Source organism: Geodermatophilus sp. SYSU D00742 (assembly GCF_054049935.1).
In genome coordinates this window covers 31189-52072 of record NZ_JBJGYJ010000028.1, presented here as the reverse complement: position 1 = coordinate 52072, position 20884 = coordinate 31189, and the positions used below count along the sequence as shown (strand labels likewise).

Sequence of the window (20884 nt, the reverse complement as noted above, 5' to 3'; positions counted from 1 at the left end):
CTGACAGTGCCCGGGATCGCAGACGTGGCGCCCTGGCGCGACTTCGCCGCTGCGGCCTGTGGCGCCCTGCAGTTCCTGCACCAGCACCTCGGCTGGGACGTGTGGACGGTGACCCGCGTCGTCGACGACCGTCAGGTCGTCCTGCACGCCCACCCGGCCGAGGCACTGCCACCGGGGGCCTCCCTGCCGTGGGAGGAGAGCTTCTGCCGGCTGATGGTCGCCGGTGAGGCCCCCCGTGCCGCCACGGTGACCGCCGCGATCCCCGAGTACGCCAGCCGCTCCATGGGGCCCGTGCACCGGGTGGCGGCCTACCTGGGCGTCCCGCTGGTCACCGCGGAGGGGGAGCTGTTCGGCACCGTGTGCGCGGTGGGCTACCGCGCCCGGCCGCGCAGCGCCCACCGCGACCTCCCCGTGGTCGAGATGGTGGCGCGGATGCTGAGCACGCTGATGGCTGCCGGCATGACCCCGCCGGACCCGCCGGGCCCGGACCCCCGCCCCGCGGGCAGCGACCCGGCCGGCGACCCCGCCGCCGACCGACCCGGGCCCGCGGACACCGCCGCGGGGTGACCAGGCCGGCGGTACCGCCGCCTCTTCCGGTGACGACCGGACGGTGCCATCGTGGGACGCCCGCGCCCGACCGAGGGGCGGCGGTGTCGACCGGGAGGCACGGATGCCCAGGTCACTCTCTCCGGCACGCACGACGGTGCTCCTGAGCGCCGTCCTCGGCCTCGTCGTCGGCACCGGGGGCCCGGCCGCCGCGGCGCCACAGGACGACGACCTCATCGTACTCCCCGGAGCCAGCTCCGCCGAGGGGATCGCCCAGGGCCGAGGCGCCACGTTCTACGCCGGCGACCTGTTCCGCGGCGACGTCTTCCGCGGCGACCTGGAGGAGCGCACGGCCGAGCTGTTCATCGACGTCCCGGACGGGCGCATGGCCGTCGGCATGGACACCGACTCGCGGCACCGCCTGCTCTTCGTCGCCGGCGGGCCCGGCGCCGCCTACGTGTACGACACCCGCACCGGCGAGACCGTGGCGACCTACCGGTTCGGCGACCCGGCCGAGTCGTTCGTCAACGACGTCACGGTCACCCGCGAGGGCGCCTGGTTCACCGACAGCCGGCAGGCCCAGCTGTACTTCGTGCCGATCGGCCCGCGCCGGGAGCCCGGTGAGGCGAGGACGCTGGCCCTGACCGGCCCGGCGGCCGACACGAGCGGGGAGTTCAACCTCAACGGGATCGCCGCGACCCGCTCCGGGGAGACGCTCGTCGTCGCGCACTCGGGCAACGGGGCGCTGTACACCGTCGACCCGGAGACCGGCGCGAGCGCCCTGGTCGAGGGCGTGAGCGTGCCCAACGCCGACGGGCTCGTGCTGGACGGCCGGCGGCTGTGGGTGGTGCGGAACCCGGAGAACCTGGTCGTCGAGGTCCGGCTCGGTCGGGACCTGACGTCGGGTGAGGTCCGCGAGGTGATCACCGACGAGCGCTTCCAGAGCCCGGCCACCGCGATCCGGTACGAGGGTGAGCTGGCCGTGGTGAACGCCAAGTTCGACACGGGCATCCCGCCGACCGCGGACCAGTACGAGGTGGTCCTGGTCGACGACTGACGCAGGACGCGGACGGCCCTCAGGGGCAGGCGACCCACTCCTCCTCGCCGTCGGTGAAGACCTGCCGCTTCCAGATGGGCAGCCGCTTCTTGACCTCGTCGACGAGCTCGGCGCAGGCGGTGAAGGCCTCCCCGCGGTGGGAGGCGCTGATCGCGCAGGCGAGGGCGACGTCTCCGATGCCGAGCATGCCCACCCGGTGCGACACCGCCACGGCGTGCACCTCCGGCCGGGCGGCGAACTCCCCGGCGATCTCGGCCAGCAGCTCCTGCGCGCTCGGGTGACCCACGTACTCCAGCTCGGTCACCGACCGGCCGCCGTCGTGGTCGCGGACCACCCCGGCGAAGGAGACGACCGCACCGGCGGCCTTGTCGGCGACGGCGTCCTCGTGCTCGGCGATCGACAGGGGCGCGTCGACGACTCGGGCGATCACGGCGCCGACGGTACCTCGCCCGGGGGCACGTCGAGGTCGGTCGGATCCGCGAGGCCGGTGCAGTCGACCTCGCTGACCCGGTGCGCGGCGAGGTAGCGGCGGGCGCCCTCGTCGCCGGTCGCCGACGCGGCGACGCCGGCCCAGTGCTCGCGGCCGAGGAGCACCGGGTGCCCGCGGACGCCGTCGTAGGTCGCCACGGCCAGCGCGTCCGGGCCGGCCTGCGCGGCCAGGCGCTCCAGTGCGGCCGGCGTCATCCCGGGCATGTCCACGAGCAGCACCAGCGCGGCGTCCACCCGCCCCGGCCAGCCGCGCAGGCCCTCCAGCCCGGTGCGCAGGGACGACGCCATGCCGGTCTCCCAGTCCCGGTTGGCCAGCACGGTGGCCCCGTCGAGGTCGGCGGCGCGCCAGACGTCGACCGCCCGGGCACCGAGCACGACGAGCACCGGGTCGCAGACCGCCCGCGCCGTCCGGACCGCCCGCTCGACCAGCAGACTGCCCCCGTACTCGACCAGCGCCTTGGGCATGCCGTACCGACGGCCGCCCCCTGCGGCGAGGACCAGTCCGGCGACCGTGCTCACCCCCCCACCCTGTCACCGGGGGCGGGGGTGGTCGTACCGACCCCTCCTCACCGGGTGTAGACGGCGACCTCGGAGGCCTTCACCGTCGCCCACACCTGCGATCCCGGGGCCAGGCCGAGCTCGGCGAAGGCGGCCGCCGTGACGTCGGCGACCAGCGGCACCTCACCGTCCAGCTCGCAGCGCACCGTCGCACCGTGCGGGGTCGCCGAGACCAGGCGGGCGGGCCAGACGTTGCGGGGGCTGCCGTGCGGCACGCTCAGGTAGAGCGCGACCGACTCCGGGCGGACGGCGACGAACACCGGTCCGGCGGTCTGCTCGGCCACCGCCACGGTGCCCCCGCCGTCGAGCCGGACCGTGTCGCCCGCTCCGGTGCCGGGGAGCAGGGCGAGGCCGACCAGCCGGGCCACGTAGTCGGTGCGCGGGTGCCGGCTGACGTCGGCCGGCGTCCCGGCCTGCACGACCCGTCCCTCCTCCACGACGACGACCCGGTCGGCCAGCGCCATCGCGTCGACCGGGTCGTGGGTGACCAGGACCGTGCTGCCGCCGAAGGCGGCCAGGTGCCGGCGCAGCTCGGCGCGGACGGTGAGCCGGGTGCGGGCGTCCAGCGCCGACAGCGGCTCGTCCAGCAGGAGGACGGCGGGGTCGCCCACCAGCGCCCGGGCCAGCGCCGCCCGCTGCGCCTGCCCGCCGGAGAGCTGGCCGGGACGCCGGTCGCCGAGGCCCTCGAGCCCCACCCGCGCCAGCCAGTCCCCGGCGGCGGCCCGGGCGGCGGCCTTCCGCACCCCGCGGGTGCGCAGGCCGAACGCGACGTTGTCGACGGCGGACAGGTGCGGGAAGAGCAGGTGGTCCTGGAAGACCATCCCCAGCCGGCGGGCGTGGGCGGGCACGTGCACCCCGACGGCGACGTCGTCCCAGACTCGGTCGCCGTCGACCACGACGCGGCCGGTGTCCGGCCGCAGCAGTCCGGCGAGCACCCGCAGCAGGGTGGACTTGCCCGCCCCGTTGGGCCCGAGGACGGCGAGCACCTCGCCGTCGGCGACGTCGAGGTCGAGGTCGACGGTGAGCGCCCCGCGCGCCACGGTGAGGCCGGCTGCCAGGCTCATGACACCGCCCGGGACAGCCAGCGGTCTCGGAGCAGGAGCAACGTGGCCAGCGAGACGACGAGCAGGACCAGCGAGAGGACGATCGCCGCGTCCGGGTCCCGCTGCAGCGCCAGGTAGACGGCCAGCGGCATCGTCTGCGTCGTCCCCGGGAAGTTGCCGGCGAAGGTGATCGTGGCGCCGAACTCGCCCAGCGCGCGGGCCCAGCACAGCACCGCGCCGGCGGCGATCCCCGGGGCGACCAGCGGGAGGGTGACCCGCCGGAACGTCGTCCACCGGTCGGCGCCGAGGGTGGCCGCGGCGTCCTCGAAGCGGGCGTCGGCCGCGCGCAGGGCGCCCTCGACGCTGATCACGAGGAACGGCATCGCCACGAAGGTCTCGGCGATCACGACCGCCGTGGTGGTGAACGGGATCGTGACGTCGAAGGCCTGGTCCAGCCAGCGGCCGACGATGCCCTGCCGGCCCAGGACGAGGAACAGCGCGACGCCGCCGACCACCGGCGGGAGCACCAGAGGCACGGTGACCAGCGCCCGCAGCACCGACCGCCCGCGGATGCGCGAGCGGGCCAGCACCCAGGCCAGCGGCACGCCGAGCAGCAGCGAGACGGCGGTGGCCAGGGTCGCCGAGACCAGGCTCAGCCGCAGCGCCTGGCCGACCGCGGGCTGGGCGAGCTGGCCGGGGAGGTCGGCCCAGGGCGTCCGGATGACCAGACCGGCCAGGGGGAGGACGAGGAAGGCGACCGCCAGCAGCGCCGGCACCAGCAGCGGCGCCGGCACGCCACCGGCGCGGTCCCGTCGGCGGCTCAACCGGCCGTGGCGCGGAAGCCGGCGTCGGCCAGGGCCTGCTGCCCCTCCTCGGACCGGACGAGGTCGACGAAGGCGGCCGCTGCCCCGGGGTTGGGAGCGTCGGCCAACGTCACGATCGGGTAGTCGTTGACCGCGTCCTCGGCCTCGGGGAAGTCCACGCCCTCGACGGCGTCCCCGGCCGCGATGACCTCGGTCGCGTAGACCAGCGCGGCGTCCACCTCCCCCAGCTCGACCTTGGTGAGCGCGGCCCGCACGTCCTCCTCCAGGGTGTCCGGCACCGCCGTGATGCCGGCGGCGGCGAAGACGTCCTCGGCGGCCGCGCCGCACGGGACCTCGGGCGCGCAGACCGCCAGCGCCAGCTCTGCCCGGCCGAAGTCGGCCAGGCCGGTCACCCCGGCGGGGTTCCCTCCGGGGACGGCGATCCGGAGGACGTTGGAGGTGAAGACCGCGGGGTCCTCGGCCTGCAGCCCGGCATCGGCGACCACGGCCATCTGCGCCTCGTCGGCCGAGGCGAAGACGTCGGCCGGCGCGCCCTGGGTGAGCTGGGTGGCCAGCGCGGAGCTGCCGGCGAAGTTGAACCGGACGTCGAGGCCGGGGTTGGCCTGCTCGAGCCGGTCGCCGAGGTCGGTGAAGACGTCGGTGAGGGAGGCGGCCGCGAAGACGGTCAGGGTGCCGCCGAGCTCGGCGCCCGACGAGCTGGACCCGGGGCCCGGGGACGGCGCGGCGGCCCCGACGTCCGACCCGCCGCCGCAGGCGGTCAGCACGAGCGTGGTCGCGAACGGCAGCACCAGGGGGACGCGCTTGTCCATCGCACCTCCACCTCCCCGGACGGCCACGGCGCCAGTCCGCGCCTGCGGGACAGTAGCCGATGATCCCGCGCACCTGCGCAGTCCGTTCGCGGGGTCCCTCCGCAGGCGCGTGCCTGCGACCACGGGGGGCCGTCCACCCGCGACCGACTCCCCGGCACGGCGGTCGCGCTCGCCGTCGAGGGCGGGCGGCCGTGCCCGGCCTCAGGGGACGTCGACGCTGACCTGGGTGGCCTTGACCGTGGCCACCGCCCGGACGCCGACCTCCAGCCCCAGCTCGTCGGCGGCCTCCCGCGACATGAGGGAGACCACCCGGAACGGGCCGGCCTGGATCTCCACCTGCGCCATCACGGTGTCACGGACGACGCGGGTGACGATGCCGGTGAGCCGGTTGCGGGCCGACGACCCGCGGGTCGTGCCCGGCTCGGGCGCATCGTGCAGCGCGGCGGCGACCCGCGCGAGGTCTGCGCCGGCGACCTGCGCCGGGCCACCGCCCTGACGGCGGGCCGGCAGCCGGCCGCTGTCGACCCAGCGGCGCACGGTGTCGTCGCTCACCCCGAGGAGCGCGGCGGCCTCGGCGATGCGGTAGGAGGCGGCCACGGCCGGACAGTAGCCCGTCGCCCGCTCGCGAGCCGCTGTTTGCCGATCTCGGTGCGCGGGGACGACGTGCCGGTGCCCCGCACCGAAGAGACCGACCCCGCCGGGGCGTCCGCCTCCGTCCGCACCCGCCGCATCCGGGAGGTGGCCCGGGAGCTGCTCGGCGTCGAGGAGTTCCGGCCGGGCCAGGAGGAGGCGATGGAGTCCGTCGTCTCGGGCCAGGACACCCTGGCGGTGCTGCCGTCGGGGGCCGGGAAGTCCGCCGTCTACCAGGTCGCGGGGCAGCTGACCGACGGGCCGGTGCTCGTCGTCTCCCCGCTCATCGCCCTGCAGCGCGACCAGGTCGACCGGCTCGACGAGCTCGACGGCCTGGACGGCCAGGCCGCCCAGCTGAACTCGGCCCTGAGCGCCGGGGACCAGCGGGCGGCCCTGGAGGGCCTGGCCGACGGCACGGTCCGCTACCTGTTCCTCGCGCCCGAGCAGCTGACCAAGCCCGAGGTGGTCGAGGCGATCGGGCAGGCCTCCCCGGCGCTGTTCGTCGTCGACGAGGCGCACTGCGTGTCGGCGTGGGGGCACGACTTCCGCCCCGACTACCTGCGGCTGGGCGCGGTCATCGAGCAGCTGGGCCACCCCACGGTGCTCGCGCTGACCGCGACCGCCGCCCCGCCGGTGCGCGCCGAGATCGTGGAACGCCTGGAGATGCGCGACGCCCGGGTGGTCGTCGCCGGGTTCGACCGCCCGGAGATCCGGCTGGAGGTCGAGCAGCACGCCGACGCCCACGGCAAGCAGCAGGCGGTGCTCGACCGCGTACTGGAGCAGGTCGGCGAGGGTCACGTGCCGGGCATCGTCTACAGCGCCACCCGCAAGGGCACCGAGGAGGTCGCCGCGGAGCTCACCGACCGCGGCCTGCGCGCCCGCGCCTACCACGCGGGGCTCCGCAAGGCCGACCGCGAGGACGCCCAGCGGGCGTTCATGGCGGACGAGCTGGACGTCGTCGTCGCCACCACCGCCTTCGGCATGGGCATCGACAAGCCCGACACCCGCTTCGTCGTCCACGCCGAGCCGGCCGACTCGATCGACAGCTACTACCAGGAGATCGGCCGGGCCGGCCGGGACGGCGAGCCGGCGCTGGCGCTGCTGGTGTACCGGCAGGAGGACCTCGGGCTGCGCAGGTTCTTCGCCGCCGGCGTCCCGGCGGAGGAGGAGCTGCAGCAGGTCGCCGGCCTCGTCCGGGCGGCGGAGGCCGCCGGGGTGGACGACGGCGTCGCCGTCAGGCAACTGCGCGAGGAGACCGGCCGCGGCGCCACCCCGCTGGCCCGCGACCTCAACCTGCTGGAGCAGGTGTCGGCCGTCGTGCTCGACGACGAGGGTGCCGCCCACCCGGCCGAGGGTGCGCCGGACCCCGGTGACGCGGCGGCCGCCGCCCGTGAGCTCGCCGAGCACCACGAGCGGGTCGACCAGAGCCGCGTGGAGATGATGCGCGGCTATGCCGAGACCACCGAGTGTCGCCGACAGTTCCTGCTCGGCTACTTCGGCGAGCAGCTGGAACAGCCCTGCGGCAACTGCGACAACTGCTCGGCGGGCCTGTCCCAGGAGCAGCCGGGTGCGGACGACGGGGACACCCCGTTCCCCGCGCAGACGCCGGTGCAGCACACCGAGTGGGGGCCGGGCGTGGTCATGCGGGTCGAGGACGACCGGGTCGTCGTCCTGTTCGAGGAGGTCGGCTACAAGACCCTCGGGCTGGCCGCCGTCCTGGACAACGACCTGCTCGCCCGGCGCGACTGAGGGAGGACCCCGCTGCCCCGCACGCCTCGCGGGCCCGGCGCGGGTCCCCGCAGCAGGGCCGACGACCGGCCCTCGCCGGGCCACGGGCGGGGGAACGCGGCCTGCTCGCGCTGCGGACCAAGGTCATCGGCTCGATGATCACAGCGGAGACCGGGCGGACCAGCCCGGCGAGAGGAGTACACGGGTGAAGGTCCTCGGCATCAACGCCATCTACCACGACCCGGCGTCGGCCCTGGTCATCGACGGCAGGGTCGTGGCCGCGGCCGAGGAGGAGCGCTTCAGCCGGCGCAAGCACGGCAAGCGGCCGCTGCCGTGGAGCGCCTGGGAGCTGCCCGAGCTGTCCGCGGCCTGGTGCCTGGCCGAGGCCGGCATCCGCCCCGAGGAGCTCGACGCCGTCGCCTACTCCTTCGACCCCGCCCTGATGGGGACGCCGGAGGAGTCGGGGTTGTTCGACGACGGCGACGTCATGCGCAAGAAGTACGCCGAGATGGCCCCGGACTTCCTGGCCCACGCGCTGCCCGGTCTCGACCCGGCGAAGGTGCGCTTCGTGAAGCACCACGTCGCCCACGCGGCCTCGGCCGGGCTCGCCGCCCCGCAGCGGGACAACGCGGTGCTGGTGCTCGACGGCCGCGGCGAGGCGCACAGCCACCTGGCCGGCCGGTACGTCGACGGCCGGCTGGAGGTCCTCGCCGGTCAGGCGCTGCCGCACTCGCTCGGCCTGATGTACGAGGAGCTCACCGACCACCTCGGGTTCCTGCGCAGCTCCGACGAGTTCAAGGTCATGGCGATGGCCTCCTACGGCAAGCCACGCTTCGTCGGGGAGCTGTCCGAGCTGATCCGCGCCACCGGCGACGGCGGCTTCCGCACCGAGAAGATCGACTTCACGGAGTTCGCGCCGCGGCTGGGCAAGGGCGACCAGTGGACCGAGGACCACGCCGACCTCGCCGCCAGCGTGCAGCAGCGGCTCGAGGAGGTGCTGGTCGACCTCGCCCGCTGGGTGTACGAGCAGACCGGTGACAAGGTCCTCACCATGGCCGGTGGCACGGCGCTGAACTGCGTGGCCAACACCCGCATCCTCGCCGAGAGCCCCTTCGAGCAGGTCTGGGTGCAGCCGGCCGCCGGGGACGCCGGGACGGCGCTGGGCAGCGCCCTGCACGTGGCCCGCGAGCTCGGCGAGCAGACCCAGCCGATGCCCGGCGCGGCACTCGGCCGTGGCTGGAGCGACGACGAGATCGAGCAGTGGCTGCGGACCGCCGCGATCGACTACGAGCGGCCCGAGGACGTCGCCGAGGCCGTCGCCGAGGTGCTGGCCGACAACGGGATCGTCGCCTGGTTCCAGGGGCGCAGCGAGTACGGGCCGCGGGCGCTGGGCCACCGCTCCCTGCTGGCGCACCCGGGCCACGAGGCCAACCTCGAGCGGATGAACGACGTCAAGGGCCGCGAGCAGTTCCGCCCGGTCGCGCCGATGGTGCTGCTGGAGAGGGCCCCGGAGATCTTCAGCCGGGGGCCGATCCCCTCGCCCTACATGCTGTTCGTGCACGACGTCGCCCCGGAGTGGAGGGACCGCATCCCGACCGTCACCCACGTCGACGGGACGGCGCGGATCCAGACCATCGACCCCGACACCGAGCCGCTGGTGCACCGGATGATCTCGGCCTTCGAACGGCGCACCGGGCTGCCCGTCGTGGTCAACACCAGCCTCAACACGGCGGGCCGGCCGATGGTCGACGACCCGCGCGACGCGCTGGAGTGCTTCGGGTCGGCGCCGGTGGACCTGCTGGCCATCGGGCCCTTCGTCGTCCGCCGGCCCAGGCCCACCCGGCGCTGACCTTCCAGCGGCGGCTCCGCCTCCCGGTGCCGGGCGCGGGGCCGCCGCTGGAAGGTGACGGTTCGGCAACGGTCGTCCCCCGCGGGGGGTCCGGCCGTTACGGGCCGCCGACCAGGGGTAACCCGGTCCCGGACCGTCCAGGACAGGACGGTCCCACGGATCGACCTGGGAGGACCACCATGTCCGCAGCATCCGACCACACCGGTGCCGGCCGGGGGGCCATGACCTGGCCTCAGATGCTGGCGCTGGCCTTCGGCGCGATCTACCTGCTCATCGGCATCATCGGCTTCTTCATCACCGGCTTCGAGAACTTCTTCGGCAACGAGGCCGGGACGCCGCACCACGTCGACGCGAACCTGCTCGGCTTCATGATCAACCCGATGCACAACGTGGTGCACATCCTCATCGGCGTCGCCGGGCTCGTCCTGGCCCGCACCCTCAGCGGCGCCCGCACCTACGGTTGGCTGCTGGCCGTCGGCTACGGAGCCGCGTTCCTGTACGGCCTGTTCGCAGTCGGCAAGGAGTGGGACTTCCTCAACCTCAACTGGGCCGACAACATCCTGCACCTCCTGACCGCCGCCGTCGGTCTGGCGATCGCGATGGGCCCGGTGCGCTCCGCCGTCCGCGGCCGCTCCAGCCGCCTCTGAGGGGTCGGCACACCCACTGGAGGCCGGGTCCCCACGGGGGCCCGGCCTCCGGCGTGTCCGGGCCCGGGGACGAGGGCCGCCGGGGGCGTCGGCCCGGCGCACCCGGACCCGGCGGCACCGGACGCCGCTCCAGGGGCCACGGCGGGCAGCGCCGAAGGTCCCTGCCCGCACGGTGACCTGGGCCACTCGACCACCGCGGGGACCCGTCGCCCACTGGACGGTGCACCACCGTCCCGTCCTGCAGGAGGACGAACCCGGAGCGGGTCCGCCGTCGGCGCCGGGACGGCGGACCGCACGGTCACCCGTTTCGGGAGCACCCCGTGGACGACGACCCCGTACTGCGCGAGCTCGGTGAGGACCTGGCCCGCGAGGACCCCCGCCTGGCCGCCCTGCTCCGCGACGGGCCCGGCCCGCCGGCCCGCCACCGCGCGCACCGCCGCACGGGGGCCGGCGCCCTCCTGGTGCTGCTGGCCGCCGTCGCGGTCGGCGTCGTCGCACCGCTGGCCCTCGGCCTGCACGCGCTCGGCGTGATCGGCATGCTGCTCGTCCTGGCGTCCCCGGTCGTGGTGCTGTGGGCCGCCCGACCGCCGGTCGACGGACCGCCCTGACAGCGGGACCCGGAGCCGCTCCAGGGCCCCGCCCTCTACGTTGCGGGCATGGACTTCGCCCTCTCCGCCCGAGCCGAGGACGTCTGCCGCCGGATGTGGGACTTCATGCGGGAGCACGTGTTCCCCGCCGAGCCCGTCTACGAGCAGTGGCGCGCGGCGCGCGGCCACGACGACCACGCCCACCCGCCGGTGCTCGAGGAGCTCAAGTCCGAGGCGCGGCGCCGCGGGCTGTGGAACCTCTTCTCCCCGGAACTCGGTGAGCTGTCCAACCTCGAGTACGCCTCCGTCGCCGAGATCATGGGCTGGAGCCCGACCCTGGCCCCCGAGGCCACCAACTGCGCCGCCCCCGACACCGGCAACATGGAGACGCTGATGCTGTTCGGGACGCCCGAGCAGAAGCAGCGCTGGCTCGAGCCGCTGCTGGCCGGGGAGATCCGCTCCGGCTTCGCCATGACCGAGCCGGACGTCGCGTCGTCCGACGCCCGCAACATCCAGACCTCGATCGTCCGGGACGGCGACGAGTACGTGGTCAACGGCCGCAAGTGGTGGACCAGCGGCGCCGCCGACGAGCGCTGCCAGGTCTTCATCGTGATGGGCAAGACCGACCCGGAGGGCGCTGCCCACCGGCAGCAGTCGATGGTCCTCGTCCCCCGCGACGCCCCGGGGCTGGAGATCACCCGCCACCTGCCGGTGTTCGGTTACCAGGACCAGCACGGCCACTCGGAGATCGTCTTCACCGACGTCCGCGTGCCGGCGTCGAACATGCTGGCCGGGGAGGGCGACGGCTTCATGATCGCCCAGGCGCGGCTGGGCCCGGGCCGCATCCACCACTGCATGCGGGCGCTCGGGATGGCCGAGCGGGCGCTGGCCCTCATGGTCGAGCGGTCGAAGGCGCGGGTGGCGTTCGGCCGGCCGCTGGCCGAGCAGGGCACGGTCCGCGAGCTGATCGCGCTGTCCCGGCTGGAGATCGACCAGGCGCGGCTGCTGGTGCTCAAGACCGCCGACCTCATCGACCGGTTCGGGGCCAAGGGCGCCCGCACGGAGATCGCCGGCATCAAGGTGGTCGCCCCGCGGGTGGCCTGCGAGGTCGTCGACCGCGCGATCCAGGTGCACGGCGGCGCCGGCGTCAGCGACGACACCGTGCTCGCCCGCTTCTACGCCTCGGCCCGCACGCTGCGCATCGCCGACGGGCCCGACGCCGTCCACCTGCGCTCGGTGGCCCGTGAGGAACTGGTCCGGGACCGCCCGCACGTGGGCTGACGCGGAGTGGGAGGGCGCGGAGGGGCGCCCTCCCACTCCCGCCGGTCCTGTCGGTCCCCGGTGCCAGGCTGGGCCCATGCCACGGGACGCCGCCGCCGACGACCTCCTCGCCGAGCACCCCGACACGGTGGCCGCCACCGCCCAGCGGCTGCGGACCGTGCTCCTCGACGCGCACCCGCAGCTGGAGGAGCGGGTGCGGCTCGGCTGGCACTCGATCAACTACCGGGACGCCGCCGCCGGCTTCGTCTGCGCGCTCTTCCCCACCGCGGCGCGCGTGCAGCTCGTCTTCGAGCACGGCGCCCGGCTGCCCGACCCCGGAGGGCGGCTGGGGGGCACCGGCAGGCAGGTGCGCAGCCTGGAGTTCACCGACCCGACCGAGGTCGACCCCGAGCTCGTCACCACGTTCCTCGACCACGCGGTCGAGCTCGGCACCCGGTTGCGGGCGCGATGACGACCCCCGCGGCCGCCACCCGTGGCACCCGGCGGGTCCGAGCCGGGCGGCGGCACCGGGCAGGGCTCAGGGGCTGAGCGTCGAGCCGAAGCCCCCACCGGCCAGCTTCGCCATGAGCTGCGTGCGGTCCAGCCCCACGGCATCGAGCGCGTCGCCGTCCCGGTCGGTGTCGATCTCGTCGGGCAGCTGGGCCTCGACCTTCTCCGCGGTGTCGTTGTCGCCCTCGGTGCGCAGCACCCGCAGCAGCTCCTGCTTGTCCAGCTTCACGCCTGACCTCCGCGAATCGTCCGACCGTCGCCGTCCAGCGTGATGTGCGCCACGCTGACCTGCAACGTCTCCGCGCCGGAACCGCCCCGGTCACGATCCGGTCCCGGCGTCACCTCCCGGCCCGCTGCCACGGCGTGCCCGCCGGTGCTCAGCGCCCCTGGGCACGCCGGTACAGGAAGGCGGCCACCCCGGCGAGGACGACGCCGAGGAACAGCTGGGCGACGCCGACGAGGGCCTGGTCGCTGGCGAACCAGGTCACCGAGGACACCAGCAGGACGACGGCGACCCCGGCCGCGAGCAGCGCGACCAGCCGTTCCCGGCGGTCCCCGCCCGACCCCTGCACCATCGCCTGCGCCTCCCGCCGTCGGACCCGTCCGTCCGATGAGCCTCCCAGACGCCCGGGAGTCGTCGTCAGGAGCGGACGGCCGCCCTGGTCGGGCCGGGTACCCGACCGGTCAGCCGGCCGGGGCGGCCTCGTCCCGGCCGGCCGCCAGCCGGTCCCGCTCCGCCGGCCAGCGGCGCACCGCGTCGGTCAGTTGGGCGTGCAGGAACGCCATGAAGTCACGGGTCTCGGCCAGGCGCCGTCCACCGGGCCGGTCCACCCCGAGCGTCTCCACCCCACGGGCCACCGTCTCCTGGAACCGGTGCAGCGAGTGCAGCTCGGCGGCCATGAAGCGGGACCACAGGTCCCGGTCGTCGAGCACGTACAGGTCGCTGCGGGTGCCCGGCTCGCGCTCCCGGGTGAAGAAGCCGACCTGCACCAGGTAGCGCACCGCGCCGCTGATGGCCGCGGGGCTCACGCCCAGGCCGCGGGCGAGGTCGCCCGCGGTGTAGTGGTCGGCGTCGTCGGACAGGGCGTAGGCCAGCACGCGGGCGGGCATCGGCGCCATGCCTGCCTCGCGGAGCACGAGTGCGAAGCGCTCCACGAACCGCAGCAGGGTGGTCCGCTCGTCGTCGTCCTCCGCCACGCGCGCCCCTCCCGCCCGCCGTCCGTCCGTCATGATCACGATAAGCGGCATGAAGTAGATTCACAACATCGTGAATGTTGTGTAGCTTCTGGCGGCATGAAGAGTGCGATCTCGGTCTCCGGCCTCGTCAAGACCTTCGGCGCCACCCGCGCCCTCGACGGCCTCGACCTCGAGGTGGCCAGCGGAGAGGTGCACGGCTTCCTGGGCCCGAACGGTGCCGGTAAGTCCACGACCATCCGGGTGCTGCTCGGGCTGCTGCGCGCCGACGCCGGCCGGGTGCGGCTGCTCGGCGGCGACCCGTGGGCCGACGCCGTCGCCCTGCACCGGCGGCTGGCCTACGTGCCCGGCGACGTCACCCTGTGGCCCGGCATCACCGGCGGCGAGGCGATCGACCTGCTGGGGCGTCTGCAGGGCGGCCTCGACCCGGCCCGCCGCGCCGAGCTGCTGGAGCGCTTCGACCTCGATCCCCGCAGGAGGGCCCGCACGTACTCCAAGGGCAACCGGCAGAAGGTCGCCCTGGTGGCCGCGCTCGCCTCGGACGCGGACCTGTTCGTCCTCGACGAGCCGACGTCGGGCCTGGACCCGCTGATGGAGGCGGTGTTCCAGGAGGAGGTGCGCGGGCTGCGCGCCGCGGGCCGCACCGTGCTGCTGTCCAGCCACATCCTCGCCGAGGCCGAGGCCCTGTGCGACCGGGTGAGCATCATCCGGCACGGCCGGACGGTGCAGAGCGGCAGCCTGGCCGACCTGCGCCACCTCACCCGCACGTCCATCACCGTGGAGACGGCGCGACCGGTCACCGGGCTGGCGGCCCTCCCCGGCGTCCACGACGTCCGGGTGGACGGCGCCCGGGCCCGCGTCGCCGTCGACAGCGACGCCCTCGGCGGCGTCGTCCGGCACCTGACCGGGTTCGGCATCCGCTCGCTGACCAGCAGCCCCCCGACGCTCGAGGAGCTCTTCCTCCGCCACTACGGCGAGGAGCCGGCCGAGGGGCGCGTGCCCGAGGCGGTGCGGTGATGCCCGCCCTCGCCCTGACCGGCACCGGCACGCTGCTGCGCTCCGCGCTGCGCCAGGAGCGGCTGCGGCTGCCGGTGTGGGTCGCCGTCGCGGCCGGCCTGGTGGCGAGCCAGTCGGTGGGCAGCCAGGCCCTGTACGACTCGCCGCAGGACCTCGCCGCCTACCAGGCGTCGGTCGGCAGCAACGCCGCGACGATCGCCCTCGCCGGGCCTCCGGTCGGGCTGGACACCGTGGCCGGCGCGGTGGCGTTCGAGATCTCCGCGTCCGTGATCCTGGTCGCCGCGCTCATGGCCGTGTTCACCACCGGGCGGCACACCCGCGGCGACGAGGAGGCGGGCCGCACCGAGTTGCTGCGCGCCACCCGGGTCGGCCGGCACGCGCCGCTGCTGGCCGCCGTCCTGGTCTCCGCGCTCGGCTGCGTCGCGACCGCACTGGCCATCGGCGCCGTCGGCACGGCCACCGGGCTGCCCGCCGGCGGGTCGTTCCTGCTGGGCGCGGCGGTGGGGGCGGCCGGGCTCGTCGCCACCGCCACCACGGCGGTGGTGGCGCAGGTCACCGGCTCGACCCGGGCCACCTACGGGGTCGTCGGCGCCGTCCTGGCGCTGGCCTTCGTGCTGCGGGCCGTCGGCGACGTGGAGCGGAACTGGGTCGTGTGGACCTCCCCCATCGGCTGGGCCCAGGCGGTCCACCCGTTCTCCGGCGACCGGGCCTGGCCCCTGCTGCTGTGCCTCGCCGCCGCCGCCGTCCTGCTGGTCGTCGCGGGCGCGCTGCTCGACCGCCGTGACCTCGGGGCGGGCCTGGTCGCACCGCGGCCCGGGCCGGCGGCCGCGCCCCGCACGCTGCGCTCGCCGCTGGGCCTGGCGGTCCGGCTGCAGCGCGGCGCGCTCGCCGGCTGGACCGTCGGGCTGGGCCTGCTCGGCCTGGTCTACGGCGGGCTCGCCGAGTCGGTGGAGACGCTGTTCGCCGACAACCCCGAGGCGCGCGCGTTCCTGCCCGACGCCGCGAGCCTGGTCGACGCCTACCTCGCCACCACGCTGGCCATCAACGCCCTGCTCGCCGCCGCCTACGCCGCCTCCGCGGTGCTGCGCGCCCGGGCGGAGGAGGCCGCCGGCCGCGCCGAGCCGGTGCTCGCCACCGCGACCAGCCGCACCCGGTGGCTGGGCGGTCACGTCACCGTCGCACTGCTGGGCTCGGCCGTCGTGCTGGTCGCCTCCGGGGTGACGACCGGCGCGGTGCGGGCCTCGACGACCGGGGACGGCGGGGAGTTCGGCCGGCTGCTGGGCGCCACACTGGTCCACCTGCCCGCCGTCTGGGTGGTGGCCGGCCTGGCGGTCGCCCTGGTCGGCCTGCTGCCACGGGCGGCCGCAGCAGCGGCATGGGCCGCGGTCGCCTACGTGGCGGTCATGACGGTGTTCGCCGACTCCCTCGACTGGCCGGGCTGGGTCGACGCCCTGTCACCGGTCGCCTGGACACCGGCGGCGCCGGTGGAGGCGGTGTCGGCCGGCACCCTCGTCGCCCTGGGCGCCGTCGGCGCGGCCCTGCTGCTCCTGGGCACGGGCGGGTTCCGCCGCCGGGACCTGCTGCCCGGCTGAGCGGCGGACGACTGGGCGGTCCGCGCCGGCGGCCCCCTGCAGGGGTCCTTCCTCAGTCCGCCTTGTTCGGGGGCTCGCCCGCCGCGATCGCCTCGGCCGCCTGGGCGGGGTCGTAGGCACAGGCGTCGCCGACGTCGGTCACGGCCTGGGCGTCGCCCTCGGGGGCCCCCGGAGGCGGCGGGGTCGCGGTGGCCTCGGGGGTGGCGCCGTCGGTCGGCTGCTCCGCGGCGTCGTCCGCCGGCGGCGGCGGAGCCAGGGCGTCGGAGACGATCCCGCGGATCAGGTCGTAGTCCGGGTAGGCCGGGTCGATGACGCTGGCGTCGAAGACGACACTGCGCACCTCGGTGTCCTTGACCAGCCACGCGAGGTCCACGAAGTCGTCGAGGGCCGACCGCGGGATGTCGGTGCTGACGATGTCCTGCGTGGTCGCCGCGAGGTCCTGGTAGCGCTGGAGCAGGGTGACCGGGTCGGCCGCGTCGATGATCGCCGAGATCGTGCAGCGCTGGCGGGCCATCCGGTCGTAGTCGGTGAGACCGAAGCGCCCGCGGGAGAACTGCAGCGCCCGCTCGCCGTCCATGTGCTGGTCGGGGCCGGGCTCGATGTAGTCGTCGGGCAGCTCGCCCGTGCCCGGGTCGCCGTTGATGGGCACGTAGTAGTTGACGTTGACGGTGATGCCGCCCAGCGCGTCGACCAGCCGGCTGAAGCCGTCGAGGTTGACCAGGACGAAGTAGTCGATCCCCAGGCCCAGCGCCTCGCCGACGCCCAGCTTGAGGAAGTCCGCGCCCGGGTCGTCGGTGGGGCCGAGGATGTCGGGGTGCGCCGCCGGGCCGTTGCGGTAGACGGCGTTGAGCAGGCCCTCGCTCTCGCTGCCGCCCTCGAAGCCGTCGGGGTAGACCTCGGCCAGCGGGCTGTCCTCGGGGAACGGGAGGTCCTGCAGGTTGCGGGGCAGGCTGAACAGCGTCGTCTCCCCGGTCTCGGTCGCGATGCTCGCGACGATCACGGTGTCGGTGCGCACGCCCTCGCGACCCACCCCGCCGTCCCCGCCGAGGAGCAGCACGTTGACCCGCTCCTGGTCGCCGAACGGGTCGGGGGTGTCCACGACCGTCGCCGACTGCCGGTCGGCGAAGACGTCGTCGAGCAGCCCGCGCTGCGCCGCCGCCACCTGCACCGCCGTGTAGGCGGGATAGGCGATGCCGGCCACCAGCGCGAGGACCACGACGGCACCGAGCACGTGCCGGGAGCCGGAGGTGGGCCGCGGGAGCAGCATCCGGTAGCCGGCGACGACGACGACGATCCACAGCAGGGCCACCGCGGCGACCCCGCCGAGCACCCAGCCCAGCCAGTGGGAGTCGACGGCGATCTGGAGGGCGGTCCGCCGGCCGGCCGTGGCCAGCCAGACGCCCCCGCCGACCAGGAGCAGGAACAGGGACAGCGTGACCGCGCCGAGCACACGCCGGCCGGCCGCGAGGAACGCCGTTCCCGGGACGACGGCGCCCAGGACCGTCCAGCCCAGCGCGGAGCGGAACCGGCGCCCCTCCCGCCGCCGGGGGGTGCGGACCGGTCCGTGCGGAGGTGGCGGGAGCGGTCGCGAGGGGCCGATGGGACGCGTCTGGTCCCACTCGGTCATGTGCACGCCCCCGTGCGGCAGAACCCGGTCACGCGGCCATGCTCCCACTCCTGCACCACCCGTACCGCCCGTCCGGCCCCCGCCACCTGCCCCTCCACCCGATCGGGGACCCCGGCATGCGTGTCCGGGGTCCCAGCGGGGCACCCACCGAGCAAGCCGGCGCGTGCTCACGGCAGCATGGTCGCGGCAGCGCAGGCCGAGCCGTCCGGAGGTCCCCGTGTCCCAGACGTCCCCGCACGCGGCGGTGTTGCACGAGCTCGAGCCGGTGGTCGCCCAGAACCTCGACCGCCACCTCGCCGTCGCCAAGGAGTGGCACCCGCACGACTACGTCCCCTGGGACGAGGGGCGCAACTTCGCCTTCCTGGGCGGCGCGGACTGGTCGCCGGAGCAGTCCCGGCTCGACGAGTCGGCCAGGGCGGCGATGTTCGTGAACCTGCTCACCGAGGACAACCTGCCCAGCTACCACCGGGAGATCGCCACCCGGTTCGGCCGGGACGGCGCCTGGGGGCAGTGGGTGGGCCGCTGGACGGCGGAGGAGAACCGGCACGGGGTCGCGCTGCGCGACTACCTCGTCGTCACGCGCGGGGTGGACCCGGTCGCGCTCGAGCGGGCCCGGATGGACTACATGACCCTCGGCTACGACTCCGGGGACAAGACGCCGCTGGAGGCGGTCGCCTACGTCTCGTTCCAGGAGCTGGCCACCCGCGTCTCGCACCGCAACACCGGCCGGGCCACCGGCGACCCGGTCGCCGACAGGCTGCTGGCCCGCATCGCCACCGACGAGAACCTGCACATGGTCTTCTACCGGAACCTGATGGCCGCGGCGTTCGACATCGACCCCGACCTCGCCATGCAGGCGGTCACCAAGGAGGTCGTGGGCTTCGAGATGCCCGGCGCCACGATGACCGGTTTCCGCAAGAACTCGATGATCATCGCCAAGGCCGGCATCTACGACCTGCGGCTGCACCACGACGAGGTGGTCAGCCCGGTGCTGCGCGCGTGGCGGGTGTTCGAGCGCACCGACCTCGGCCCGGCCGGCGAGAAGGCCCGCGAGGAGCTGGCGGCGTTCCTCACCGGTCTCGACGCGCAGGCCACCCGCTTCGTGGAGAGCCGGGAGCGCATGCGGGCCCGCGAGGCCGCGAGGCGGGGCTGACGGAGGCCGTCCGTCGGCGTCACGCCCACGGACCTCCGGTCGGGACCGTCGGAGGACCTGCCTAGGGTCGGGGCCGTGCGAGTGGCGACCTGGAACGTGAACTCCATCCGCAGCCGTGCCGACCGGGTGGTCGCCTGGCTCGAGCGCTCGGACGTCGACGTCCTGGCGCTGCAGGAGACCAAGTGCCGCGACGACCAGTTCCCGGAGTCCCGCTTCACCGACCTCGGCTACTCGGTCGCGCACGTCGGCTACTCGCAGTGGAACGGCGTGGCGGTCCTGTCGCGGGTCGGCCTGGACGACGTCCAGGTCGGCTTCCCCGGCCAGCCGTGCTGGGGCGAGGACCCCGACGCCGAGGCCCGCGCGCTGGGGGCCACCTGCGGCGGGGTGCGGGTCTGGAGCCTGTACGTGCCCAACGGCCGCACGCTGACCGACCCGCACTACGAGTACAAGCTGCGCTGGCTGGAGGCACTGCGGACGACGGCGTCCGGCTGGCTGGCCGAGGACCCCACCGCACAGGTCGCGCTGGTCGGCGACTGGAACATCGCCCCGCAGGACGACGACGTGTGGGACATGCGCGTCTTCGCGCACTCCACGCACGTCTCCGAGCCCGAGCGGGCCGCGTTCCGGGCCATCGTCGACGCCGGGTACGCCGACGTCGTCCGCCCGCACGCGCCGGGACCCGGCGTCTACACCTACTGGGACTACACCCAGCTGCGCTTCCCCCGCCGCGAGGGCATGCGGATCGACTTCGTCCTCGGCTCCCCCGCCCTGGCCGCCCGCACCACCGGCGCGCGGATCGACCGGGAAGAGCGCAAGGGCAAGGGCGCCAGCGACCACGCGCCGGTCGTCGTCGAGCTCGCGGACTGAGAGCGCACCCCCGGCCCCCACCGCCCGCAGGCGCGTGGCGGGCCCCTGCAGGGGGCCGGGACGGGGCCGGGCCCGGGCGTCGGGCACGTAGCCTTGCTCCCCGTGCTCGTGCTGCTGCCGCCGTCGGAGACCAAGGCCCCCGGCGGTGACGGCGCACCGCTGGACCTGGACGCACTGACCTCCCCGGAGCTGACGGCCGTCCGCACGGAGGTGGCGAAGACACTGGTCGACCTCGCCGCCGACCTGCCCGCCTCGCGCGCCGCGCTCGGGCTGTCCCCGAAGCAGGACGACGAGATCGCCCGCAACGCCGCGCTGTTCACCAGCCCGACGATGCCGGCGCTGGAGCGCTACACCGGCGTCCTCTACGACGCGCTCGACGTCCGGTCGCTGAGCCGGGCGCAGCGGGCCCGCGCCGACCGGCGGCTGGCCGTCAGCTCGGCGCTGTTCGGCCTGGTCCGCGGTTCCGACGCCGTCCCGGCCTACCGGCTCTCGGCCGGGTCCGCCCTGCCGGGCCGACCGACCCTGCGGGCGCTGTGGCGGCCCGTGCTCGGCCCGGTGCTGGCCGACGTCGACGAGCTGGTCGTGGACCTGCGCAGCAGCTCCTACGCCGCCCTGGCACCCGTGCCGGGCGCGGTCACCGTCGACGTGCTCAGCGAGCGCCCGGACGGCAGCCGGTCGGTGGTCAGCCACTTCAACAAGGCACACAAGGGCCGGGTCGCCCGCCTGCTGGCCACGACCACGGCCGAGCCGGGGGACGTCGTCCGGTTGCGGGCGCTGCTGCGCCGGGCGGGGTTGCACGTGGAACACGACGGCGGGACGGTGCTGACGCTGGTCGTCCCGGCCGGGCACGTCACCCGTTGAGCCGTCACGGACCGTGAGACGAGAAGTGACATCGGT

Annotated in this window: 23 protein-coding genes and 1 pseudogene; 13 read left to right on the top strand and 11 right to left on the bottom strand. The window is 75.2% G+C overall.

Translation table 11 applies throughout. From position 1 onward, the window contains the following. The first annotated feature begins 24 nt into the window (after positions 1-24). Both ACI78V_RS17505 and ACI78V_RS17500 read left to right on the top strand, forming a co-directional pair. Positions 25-567: a GAF domain-containing protein gene (locus ACI78V_RS17505; protein WP_456853013.1), complete on the top strand. Its 543-nt coding sequence runs from the start codon at positions 25-27 to the stop codon at positions 565-567. A gap of 103 nt (positions 568-670) precedes the next feature. Continuing rightward, positions 671-1603 (top strand): SMP-30/gluconolactonase/LRE family protein, encoded by a 933-nt coding sequence (locus tag ACI78V_RS17500; RefSeq protein ID WP_456853011.1) that lies wholly within the window; start codon positions 671-673, stop codon positions 1601-1603. Positions 1604-1622: 19 nt separating this feature from the next. On the opposite strand, the gene ACI78V_RS17495 is transcribed toward ACI78V_RS17500, so the two are convergent. The 7 genes and pseudogenes from ACI78V_RS17495 to ACI78V_RS17465 form a co-directional block, all read right to left on the bottom strand. After that, on the bottom strand, positions 1623-2033 hold the full coding sequence (locus tag ACI78V_RS17495; protein ID WP_456853009.1) for a molybdenum cofactor biosynthesis protein MoaE: 411 nt from the start codon (positions 2031-2033) through the stop codon (positions 1623-1625). Further along, the gene (locus ACI78V_RS17490) at positions 2030-2611 is read right to left on the bottom strand and encodes a nucleotidyltransferase family protein (RefSeq protein WP_456853007.1); all 582 of its coding nucleotides are present in this window, start codon (positions 2609-2611) and stop codon (positions 2030-2032) included. The genes ACI78V_RS17495 and ACI78V_RS17490 overlap by 4 nt, the downstream gene beginning before the upstream one ends. Positions 2612-2658: 47 nt before the next feature. Continuing rightward, positions 2659-3114, bottom strand: a complete 456-nt coding sequence (locus tag ACI78V_RS17485) for a TOBE-like domain-containing protein (protein WP_456853035.1) — start codon at positions 3112-3114, stop codon at positions 2659-2661. A 120-nt stretch (positions 3115-3234) separates the two neighbouring features. Continuing rightward, positions 3235-3681: pseudogene (locus ACI78V_RS17480) on the bottom strand (ATP-binding cassette domain-containing protein); the annotation flags it as partial. 29 nt (positions 3682-3710) lie between these two features. Continuing rightward, positions 3711-4487 (bottom strand): molybdate ABC transporter permease subunit, encoded by a 777-nt coding sequence (gene modB / locus ACI78V_RS17475; protein WP_456853006.1) that lies wholly within the window; start codon positions 4485-4487, stop codon positions 3711-3713. Positions 4488-4513: 26 nt separating this feature from the next. Then, complete coding sequence (gene modA, locus ACI78V_RS17470) at positions 4514-5326, bottom strand: molybdate ABC transporter substrate-binding protein (RefSeq protein ID WP_456853004.1); 813 nt, start codon at positions 5324-5326, stop codon at positions 4514-4516. Between the two features lie 201 nt (positions 5327-5527). Then, on the bottom strand, positions 5528-5923 hold the full coding sequence (locus ACI78V_RS17465) for a TOBE domain-containing protein (protein ID WP_456853002.1): 396 nt from the start codon (positions 5921-5923) through the stop codon (positions 5528-5530). Positions 5924-5995: 72 nt separating this feature from the next. Between ACI78V_RS17465 and ACI78V_RS17460 the strand changes: the two genes are divergently transcribed. From ACI78V_RS17460 to ACI78V_RS17435, 6 genes are all read left to right on the top strand, one after another. After that, entirely contained in the window at positions 5996-7705 is a 1710-nt protein-coding gene (locus tag ACI78V_RS17460) for a RecQ family ATP-dependent DNA helicase (protein ID WP_456853000.1), read from the top strand. 184 nt (positions 7706-7889) lie between these two features. Then, positions 7890-9533: a carbamoyltransferase family protein gene (locus ACI78V_RS17455; protein ID WP_456852998.1), complete on the top strand. Its 1644-nt coding sequence runs from the start codon at positions 7890-7892 to the stop codon at positions 9531-9533. 179 nt (positions 9534-9712) lie between these two features. Continuing rightward, positions 9713-10180, top strand: coding sequence for a DUF4383 domain-containing protein (locus ACI78V_RS17450; RefSeq protein WP_456852996.1), 468 nt, complete (start codon positions 9713-9715; stop codon positions 10178-10180). Between the two features lie 320 nt (positions 10181-10500). Next, entirely contained in the window at positions 10501-10788 is a 288-nt protein-coding gene (locus ACI78V_RS17445; RefSeq protein ID WP_456852994.1) for a DUF3040 domain-containing protein, read from the top strand. Positions 10789-10836: 48 nt separating this feature from the next. Next, the gene (locus tag ACI78V_RS17440) at positions 10837-12048 is read left to right on the top strand and encodes an acyl-CoA dehydrogenase family protein (protein ID WP_456852992.1); all 1212 of its coding nucleotides are present in this window, start codon (positions 10837-10839) and stop codon (positions 12046-12048) included. 76 nt (positions 12049-12124) lie between these two features. Continuing rightward, positions 12125-12499 (top strand): DUF1801 domain-containing protein, encoded by a 375-nt coding sequence (locus tag ACI78V_RS17435; RefSeq protein ID WP_456852990.1) that lies wholly within the window; start codon positions 12125-12127, stop codon positions 12497-12499. Between the two features lie 66 nt (positions 12500-12565). Here the strand turns inward: ACI78V_RS17435 and ACI78V_RS17430 are convergent, their stop codons facing one another. The 3 genes from ACI78V_RS17430 to ACI78V_RS17420 form a co-directional block, all read right to left on the bottom strand. Further along, positions 12566-12766, bottom strand: coding sequence for a hypothetical protein (locus ACI78V_RS17430; RefSeq protein ID WP_456852988.1), 201 nt, complete (start codon positions 12764-12766; stop codon positions 12566-12568). A gap of 148 nt (positions 12767-12914) precedes the next feature. After that, complete coding sequence (locus ACI78V_RS17425; protein ID WP_456852986.1) at positions 12915-13112, bottom strand: hypothetical protein; 198 nt, start codon at positions 13110-13112, stop codon at positions 12915-12917. Positions 13113-13221: 109 nt separating this feature from the next. Further along, positions 13222-13734, bottom strand: a complete 513-nt coding sequence (locus tag ACI78V_RS17420) for a GbsR/MarR family transcriptional regulator (protein WP_456852984.1) — start codon at positions 13732-13734, stop codon at positions 13222-13224. Between the two features lie 96 nt (positions 13735-13830). On the opposite strand from ACI78V_RS17420, the gene ACI78V_RS17415 reads away from it, so the two are divergent. Both ACI78V_RS17415 and ACI78V_RS17410 read left to right on the top strand, forming a co-directional pair. Next, positions 13831-14748, top strand: a complete 918-nt coding sequence (locus tag ACI78V_RS17415) for an ABC transporter ATP-binding protein (RefSeq protein WP_456852982.1) — start codon at positions 13831-13833, stop codon at positions 14746-14748. Next, complete coding sequence (locus tag ACI78V_RS17410; protein ID WP_456852980.1) at positions 14748-16340, top strand: ABC transporter permease; 1593 nt, start codon at positions 14748-14750, stop codon at positions 16338-16340. Before ACI78V_RS17415 ends, ACI78V_RS17410 begins: the two co-directional genes overlap by 1 nt. A 52-nt stretch (positions 16341-16392) precedes the next feature. On the opposite strand, the gene ACI78V_RS17405 is transcribed toward ACI78V_RS17410, so the two are convergent. Further along, a complete protein-coding gene (locus ACI78V_RS17405; protein WP_456852978.1) occupies positions 16393-17967 on the bottom strand; it encodes an LCP family protein in 1575 nt (524 codons plus the stop codon). A gap of 217 nt (positions 17968-18184) precedes the next feature. Between ACI78V_RS17405 and ACI78V_RS17400 the strand changes: the two genes are divergently transcribed. The 3 genes from ACI78V_RS17400 (at position 18185) to yaaA (ending at position 20848) form a co-directional block, all read left to right on the top strand. Continuing rightward, positions 18185-19120 carry an acyl-ACP desaturase gene (locus ACI78V_RS17400; RefSeq protein WP_456852976.1) on the top strand — a complete coding sequence of 312 codons (936 nt, stop codon included), beginning with the start codon at positions 18185-18187 and terminating at the stop codon, positions 19118-19120. Positions 19121-19195: 75 nt separating this feature from the next. Continuing rightward, complete coding sequence (locus tag ACI78V_RS17395) at positions 19196-19987, top strand: exodeoxyribonuclease III (protein WP_456852974.1); 792 nt, start codon at positions 19196-19198, stop codon at positions 19985-19987. Between the two features lie 102 nt (positions 19988-20089). Then, positions 20090-20848, top strand: a complete 759-nt coding sequence (gene yaaA, locus ACI78V_RS17390; RefSeq protein WP_456852972.1) for a peroxide stress protein YaaA — start codon at positions 20090-20092, stop codon at positions 20846-20848. The last annotated feature ends 36 nt before the right edge of the window (positions 20849-20884 follow it).